This is a genomic window from Thermithiobacillus tepidarius DSM 3134 (genome assembly GCF_000423825.1).
Lineage (GTDB): Bacteria > Pseudomonadota > Gammaproteobacteria > Acidithiobacillales > Thermithiobacillaceae > Thermithiobacillus > Thermithiobacillus tepidarius.
The window spans coordinates 38,780-44,943 of the sequence record NZ_AUIS01000022.1 but is presented as its reverse complement, the minus strand read 5'-3'; the positions used below and the strand labels follow the sequence as shown (position 1 = coordinate 44,943).

The 6,164-nt window shown below is 69.0% G+C and carries 6 protein-coding genes; all 6 read right to left on the bottom strand.

The window, feature by feature from the left end; all coding sequences use genetic code 11:
• Positions 1-260: 260 nt before the first annotated feature.
• Complete coding sequence (locus tag G579_RS0110670; protein ID WP_028990181.1) at positions 261-1,886, bottom strand: SagB/ThcOx family dehydrogenase; 1,626 nt, start codon at positions 1,884-1,886, stop codon at positions 261-263.
• Positions 1,887-1,995: 109 nt separating this feature from the next.
• The gene (locus tag G579_RS0110665; RefSeq protein ID WP_028990180.1) at positions 1,996-3,000 is read right to left on the bottom strand and encodes a glycosyltransferase; all 1,005 of its coding nucleotides are present in this window, start codon (positions 2,998-3,000) and stop codon (positions 1,996-1,998) included.
• 37 nt (positions 3,001-3,037) lie between these two features.
• Positions 3,038-4,054, bottom strand: coding sequence for a glycosyltransferase family 2 protein (locus G579_RS17060; RefSeq protein ID WP_051181405.1), 1,017 nt, complete (start codon positions 4,052-4,054; stop codon positions 3,038-3,040).
• An 88-nt stretch (positions 4,055-4,142) separates the two neighbouring features.
• A complete protein-coding gene (locus tag G579_RS17055; RefSeq protein ID WP_051181403.1) occupies positions 4,143-5,444 on the bottom strand; it encodes a glycosyltransferase in 1,302 nt (433 codons plus the stop codon).
• A 204-nt stretch (positions 5,445-5,648) separates the two neighbouring features.
• On the bottom strand, positions 5,649-5,828 hold the full coding sequence (locus tag G579_RS0110650; protein WP_028990179.1) for a hypothetical protein: 180 nt from the start codon (positions 5,826-5,828) through the stop codon (positions 5,649-5,651).
• A 7-nt stretch (positions 5,829-5,835) separates the two neighbouring features.
• Positions 5,836-6,108: an oxidative damage protection protein gene (locus G579_RS0110645; protein ID WP_028990178.1), complete on the bottom strand. Its 273-nt coding sequence runs from the start codon at positions 6,106-6,108 to the stop codon at positions 5,836-5,838.
• Positions 6,109-6,164: the final 56 nt, after the last annotated feature.

The following is a 6,164-nucleotide window of genomic DNA, read 5'->3' as shown; positions in this document are numbered from 1 at the left end:
TCGGTTGACCGCCGCACAGGCGGCTTAGAAGTATCGGGAAGGGGCCAAGGCGTACATCACCAAGTTGACCGCCGCACAGGCGGCTTACAGTGACAGCGGGATGCCGGCTCCGCTGTCATCATTGTGATGAGATAATATGCACGGTAACCATCTTTGGTCACGCATCGCTAAGCAAATAGCTAGTGATTACTTTTGCTTCTAAGCCAATCGAGCTGAAGTCGACACACTTTAATACCAATCACTTAAAACCATCACGTACTTCAATTACGCCCATCCAAATGCCCATACGCCGGCAACGTCATCAACCGCGCATCCTCCACCGCCCCGCCCACCGTGAAGTGGTACAGATCCTGGAAAGTGTCATCCTGCAGCCCCAACAGCCGGTGCATCTCGTCGTCGAAGAAGCAGCCGATGCCGGTGCCGCGCACGCCGTGGGCTTCGGCTTGCAGGTAGAGGGTCTGGCCGATGGCGCCGGCTTCCCAGAAAAGGCGGCGGTACCACCAGGCGCCTTGCGCCAGAGTGCTGCGGAATTCGGCGAGCAGGGCCAGGGAGAAGGCGGAATCGGCGGCGATGTCCTGGTGGCAGGCGATGAGGCGGGCGGCGGCGCGCAGGTCCATGGGCAGGAGCAGCCGGAGGGGAATGTGGGCGGGGCAGCCGGGCACGCTGTCCCAGAGCCACTCGGGGCGCATGGCGGCGCGCAGGGCGTCCTCGGCCCCGTTCGCGCGCGGCAGGCAGTATAGACCGGGGGCGAGGCCGTGGACGCGGTGGACGAAGAGCAGGCCGTGCACGCGCGGGCGCCAGGGCAGCGCGTCCAGGGGCGGCACGCCGGGGCGCGGCAGCAGGGCGTCGAGCATCGCGAAGAAGTCGGCGGCAGGCAGGTGGGTGTGGCCGTCGAAGTCCACGGCGCTGCGCCGCTGGCGGATCACTTGGGCGGCGCGCATGTCCTTGGGCGGGGGCGCCAGCGGCGGCAAGACGGGGGCCGGCCCACCCTGCCCGTCCGCCATGCGCACTCCGCCCGGCGCGCGGGCGGCGGCTTCGGCGTCGTCGATGGCCGGCCAGTGCCGGTGGGAGGGGCTCAGGCGGTTGGCCCGGCCGGCCCAGGATGCCCCCGCCAGCGCTTCCAGCAGCGGCGCCGGGGCGGGGGTGTGCGCCGGTGGGCCGATCCACAGCAGCAGGTCGGGCGCTTCGGGCTCCGCTTCGGCGTAGTCGACGCGCCGGTCCAGGCCCAGCAGCGCGGCGATGTCCGCGTCGCCCCAGCCGTCCAGCACTTGGCCTTGCCAGCCCAGGGCCGCGGCGGCGTAGCGCAGGGCGGCGACGGCATGGCCGACGTCATGCTGGCAGTAGCGGTAGGCGCGCTCGCCGTATTTCCAGGCCTCGCGCCAATGGATGGAGGACAAGCCGACGATCGCGCCCGCCCCCGGCCAGGCCCGCGCCCAGGGCTCGGCCGGAGGCGCGGCCCGCCGTTCCAGCGCGTGGTCGCAGCTGAGGTAGTGGTACACCCCGCCGGCGAGATCCGGCAGCGCCGGGCAGACCAGGTAGCCTTCGGTGGGGTGGAGATTGCCGCTGGAGGGGTTGCAGCGCAGGGCCCATTTGGTGTGGCCGAGGGCCTTCCAGGCGGACAGGCCGAGCGCCAGTTCGAAGAGCAGGCCCACGTGCGTGCGGTCGAGCGGCCGGGCCGCCACGGCGGCGGGCCGTTGCAGGGCGGCGAAGGGGATGTCCAGGGCGTCGGCCCGCAGCGGCAAGGCGATGCGCTCGGCGCCGGCATAGCGGCGGAAGGGGTCCGGCTGCTGCGCCCAGTCGAGCCCGCCCGGCCCGGCGGCGAAGCGGTTCACATGGTGTTTGCTGCGCGCGTGGTAGGCGCGGATTTGCTGGATGGCGGGGTTCATGGAAGTCCTTCAGGGCTGGGAGCCTGCAGGAGTACGCAGCCTTCACCCGATTTGGTGAAAGCGTCGGCGGACACGCGCGTATCGCGGGCCAGCCCGCTCCTGCGGAGTCTTAGCGCCAGACGGCGAGGCTGTCCTTGACCAGGGATTTCATGCCGAAGCCGCCGTTGGCCCGCGGCCGGTAGCCGCCGGCGCGGGCGAAGCGGGCCAGGCGCGCGAGGCGGGCGGCGACGCCGGCGCCCGGCTCGTGGATGGCGGCCCGCCCGGCGTAGATGTCCGCCAGCCGTCCGTAGTAGGCGGCGCCGTCCCGCAGGCGCGCCTGCCAGGTGCCCCGATAGGCGCCGGCCAGGTCATGCAGCAGCTCCGTGTAGCGCCGGCCCAGCTCCGCGAAGCGCCGGTAATCAGCATAGCCGCTGCGCAGGCCGTTGCCAAGGCGCTTGGCGGCGCTGCCTTCCTGCACGCCGGACACGTTGCCGCCGTGCTGGCGATAGGCCACCAGCGGCTTGGGCAGCAGGACCGTGCGCCCCAGGACATTGGCCAGGAACTGCACCCAGACGTCGTGATACATGCCGTCCGGATTGTGCTGATCCGGCGGCCGCCGGCTCCAGTCGACCTCATGCGCCAGCGCGCGGTCGAAGACCATGCTCATGCCCTTGGCCGCATACCAGGGCGGCATCTGCAGCGGCTCCAGGACGGCCGGCTCGTCGCCCTGCGGGCGCATGTCCCAGAGCGGATTGAGCGCTTCGTCCACCACCGTGGCGCCGTGCAGGAGCAGCAGCACGTCCGGTTCCGCGGCCAGGGCGGCGGCGCAGCGGGCGAGCTTGTCCTCGCGCCAGACGTCGTCCTGGTCGCAAAAGGCGACGTAGCGGCCCTCGCAGAGCCGCGCCGCCCGGTGAAAGTTGTCGATCACGCCCAGATTGCGCTCGTTGCGGTAGACGCGTACCGGAAAAGGCGCGCGCTCGGCGAAACGGGGCAGGAGCTCCACGGTACGGTCCGTGGAGCCGTCGTCGCAGACCACCACTTCGTGCGGGCGCAGAGTCTGGCGGGCCAGGCTGTCCAGTTGCTCCGGCAGGAAGCGCTCGCCGTTGTAGGTGCACAGGGCTACGGAAATCCGCATCAAGCCTCCTCGTCTCCCTTCGGAGACAGCAGTGTGCCTAGTGGGCGCGGCCGAGCATGATGAAAGCCGTGTCCTTCAGCAGCGAACGCGCGCCCAGCCCGCCGCGGTCGCGGGCGCCGTAGCCGCCGCTGCCGGCCAGGCGCAGCAGACGCGCCGCCTTGTGCGCGGCGCCCAGGTCGGGCCGGTACAGCTCGGCGCGCGCGGCCAGCCGCCGCCACATGTCCCGGTACGCCGCCGCTCCCTCCAGGAAGCGCTCTCCCAGCGGGCCGGGGTGCTGCCGTGCCAGGCCCTCCATGCTCGCCACGTAGCACGCAGCCACGTCCGCCAGCCACTGCTGCTGCGCATAGCCGGCCGTCAGAGCGCGCTGCAGCGCGACTTTGCCGCTCGCCGCCGGCGCGCCGGTGTCGTTGGTGTCGTGCTGGCGATAGCGGACCAGCGGCTCCGGCAGGTAGGCGATCTTGCCGAGCATGTTGGCCAGGACGTAGATCCAGCCGTCATGCCCCATGGGCGGCGCGTCCTTGTTGTGGCGGTCCGGCGGGCGGCCGTGCCAGTCGATGCGCTGCACCAGCCAGGCGGCAAAGACCATGGATATGCCGAAGGCGGTGAACCAGAGCGGGCTGGCCAGCCGCGCCCGCACCCCCGGCTTCGGCACCGCCATGATGCGCCCCAGGGGCTGCAATTGGCTGTCCACCACTTCGGCCGGATGCATTACCAGCAGCACGTCGGGATCGGCGAAGGCGGCGGCGCAGCGGGCGAGCTTGTCCTCGCGCCAGACGTCGTCCTGGTCGCAAAAGGCGACGTAGTCGCCGCGGCACAGGCTGGCGGCCTGGAAGAAATTGTCCACCGGGCCCAGATTGCAGGCGTTGCGGTGAATCTGCACCGGAAAGGGCGCGCGCTCGGCGAAGCGGGTCAGAATGTCGAGGGTGCGATCGCTGGAGCCGTCGTCGCAGACCACCAGCTCGTCGGGAAGGCGCGTCTGGCAGGCCAGGCTGTCCAGTTGCGCTTGCAGGAAGCGTTCACCATTGTAGGTACACAGCGCTACCGAGATTTGCATGCGAAACCTCTGGCATTCCTGTCGGAAAAATGCCAGCGGCTCCGTCTGCTGTGCAGCCGAACTGGATTCGCGGCGGCCGGTCGTCCTGCTAGAGATCGGCCCGATGCGGAGCCGCGGCGTTGGTGGATACTGCGTCGAGGGTACAGCCTTCCAGCAGGCCGCGATACAGACCAAGGTAGCGGTGGGCCTGCTGCCGCAGGGTGAATTCGGCCTCGGCCAGAGCGCGGCCCTGCTCGCCCAGGCGGGTGCGCAGGCGGTCATCCTCCAGCAACTGCACGATGCCCGCGCGCAGGTCGTCGGCATTTTCCGGCTCCGCCAGGTAGCCGGTGACGCCGGGACGCACCAAATCCGGCACGCCACCCACCCGGAACGACACCATGGGCGTGCCGCAGGCCATGCTCTCCAGCAGGACCAGGCCGAAACTCTCGGCCCGGGTGGGCGAGACGAAGACATCGGCGGCCGAGTAGGCGATGGCCTTCAGATGATCGCTGACCACGTAGCCCAGGTTCAGCACCGGAATGCCGACCATCTGCGCCATTTCCTCGCCGCCGTTGCCGATGGTCAGCAGCACCATCTCCGACTTCAGGGCGGCCGGCAGACCTATCAGCGCCTTCAGCAGCAGATCCGCGCCCTTGGGCACGCCGCGGCCGTCGGAATGGGACAGCCGCAGGTTCACCGCCGCGAACATCAGCACCTTCTTGTCGGGGGGCAGGCCGAGCGCCGACCGGCAGTGCGCGGGATCGAGCGGCTGGTAGACGGCCGTGTCCACGCCGTGGGGGATGTGATGCACCGGAAAGCGGCCGAGCATGCTCTTCCTGGCCTGCTCGGCCATCCAGGTGCTCGGGGCGACCACGGTCAGGTTGGAACGGCGGTAGGTCCAGTCCTTGAGCTTCCAGTGCAGGCGCGTGGTGTCGCGCGCCACCCGCGGGTTGATGTCCAGATGCGGACAGTCGCCGCAGCCGGTCTGCCAGCGCGTGCACTCGTAGCTGGCGGCACAGTGGCCGGTGAAGGCCCACATGTCATGCATCACCCAGACGCCCGGCTTGTCCGCCGTCAGGGACGGCAGCGACAGGTACGACAGCGTGCCGCTGTGGATGCCGTGGAAGGTCACCACGTCGGCCGCTTCGTAGAAGGGATGCTGCTTGATCTTGAAGGTGCTGATCCGGGCGAAATCCCTGAGCCCCACCTTGGCCGCCAGGATCTCCAGCGGCAGCTCGGCGACCCGCCAGCGCGGCATCTTGGCGGTGGTCGGGTCTTCCGTGCTCCTGCCCCGGCTCAGGATCTTGGAATCCGCGCCGGCCTGACGCATGGCATGATGCAGGCGATAGGTGGCGATCCCGGTGCCGCCGCAGCCCAGGTAATCGTTCAGGCCGATATGGAGTACCCGCATGCATCCTCCCCATGAAGCCACCGGCAGTCCACGTTTGCCGCTGCTCGCCATCCGATCTTTTTTAATTGTTGTGGGTGGACACTGCGCTGGGCAGTGACCAAGGCCCGGGACGGGGGGCGGCCGACAGTATTACCGGTCTGCAAAATATATGAATTATGCGGCTCGGCGAGGAGAGGCTTTGGTCTGAAGATCCGGCTGGAAAGCTTACAGGGCCTTGACCTGGCGCGCGCCGCAGCGGTCGCAGCGCAGCCGGGTCACCAGCCGGCCCTGCTTGACGTCGAAGACCTGGGCCTGATCCACCACCCAGTGATGAAAGCCGCTGCGGCACAGGGTCTTGCCCTGGTGCCGCTGGCCGGCCTTGGGGAACTTGACGACCTGGCTCACGGCCCGGCTACTGGCTGGGCGGCACGTAGCCTTCCGGCGTGGCGCCGCCGGCGCCGAAGAAGTAGTCCTCCATCTGCTTTTCCAGGAATTGCCGCGCCTTGGGATCGATGGGCGAGAGCCGGTACTCGTTGATGAGCATGGTCTGGTGCTTGAGCCAGCCCTGCCACGCCTCCTTGGAGACGTTCTGCCAGATGCGCTTGCCCAGTTCGCCCGGATAGGGCGGCACCGCCAGGCCCTCGGCCTCGCGCCCCAGCTTCACACAATGGACCATTCTCGTCATAAGCGCTCCTTAGGTTGGGTATGGTGAGCCGATCTGCGCTCCGAAAAGCGTCATTT

What these genes read in the sequence shown, in the direction of transcription:
- G579_RS0110670 (WP_028990181.1), bottom strand. Translation starts at nt 1,886, where the DNA reads ATGAACCCCGCCATCCAGCAAATCCGCGCCTACCACGCGCGCAGCAAA.
- G579_RS0110665 (WP_028990180.1), bottom strand. Translation starts at nt 3,000, where the DNA reads ATGCGGATTTCCGTAGCCCTGTGCACCTACAACGGCGAGCGCTTCCTG.
- G579_RS17060 (WP_051181405.1), bottom strand. Translation starts at nt 4,054, where the DNA reads ATGCAAATCTCGGTAGCGCTGTGTACCTACAATGGTGAACGCTTCCTG.
- G579_RS17055 (WP_051181403.1), bottom strand. Translation starts at nt 5,444, where the DNA reads ATGCGGGTACTCCATATCGGCCTGAACGATTACCTGGGCTGCGGCGGC.
- G579_RS0110645 (WP_028990178.1), bottom strand. Translation starts at nt 6,108, where the DNA reads ATGACGAGAATGGTCCATTGTGTGAAGCTGGGGCGCGAGGCCGAGGGC.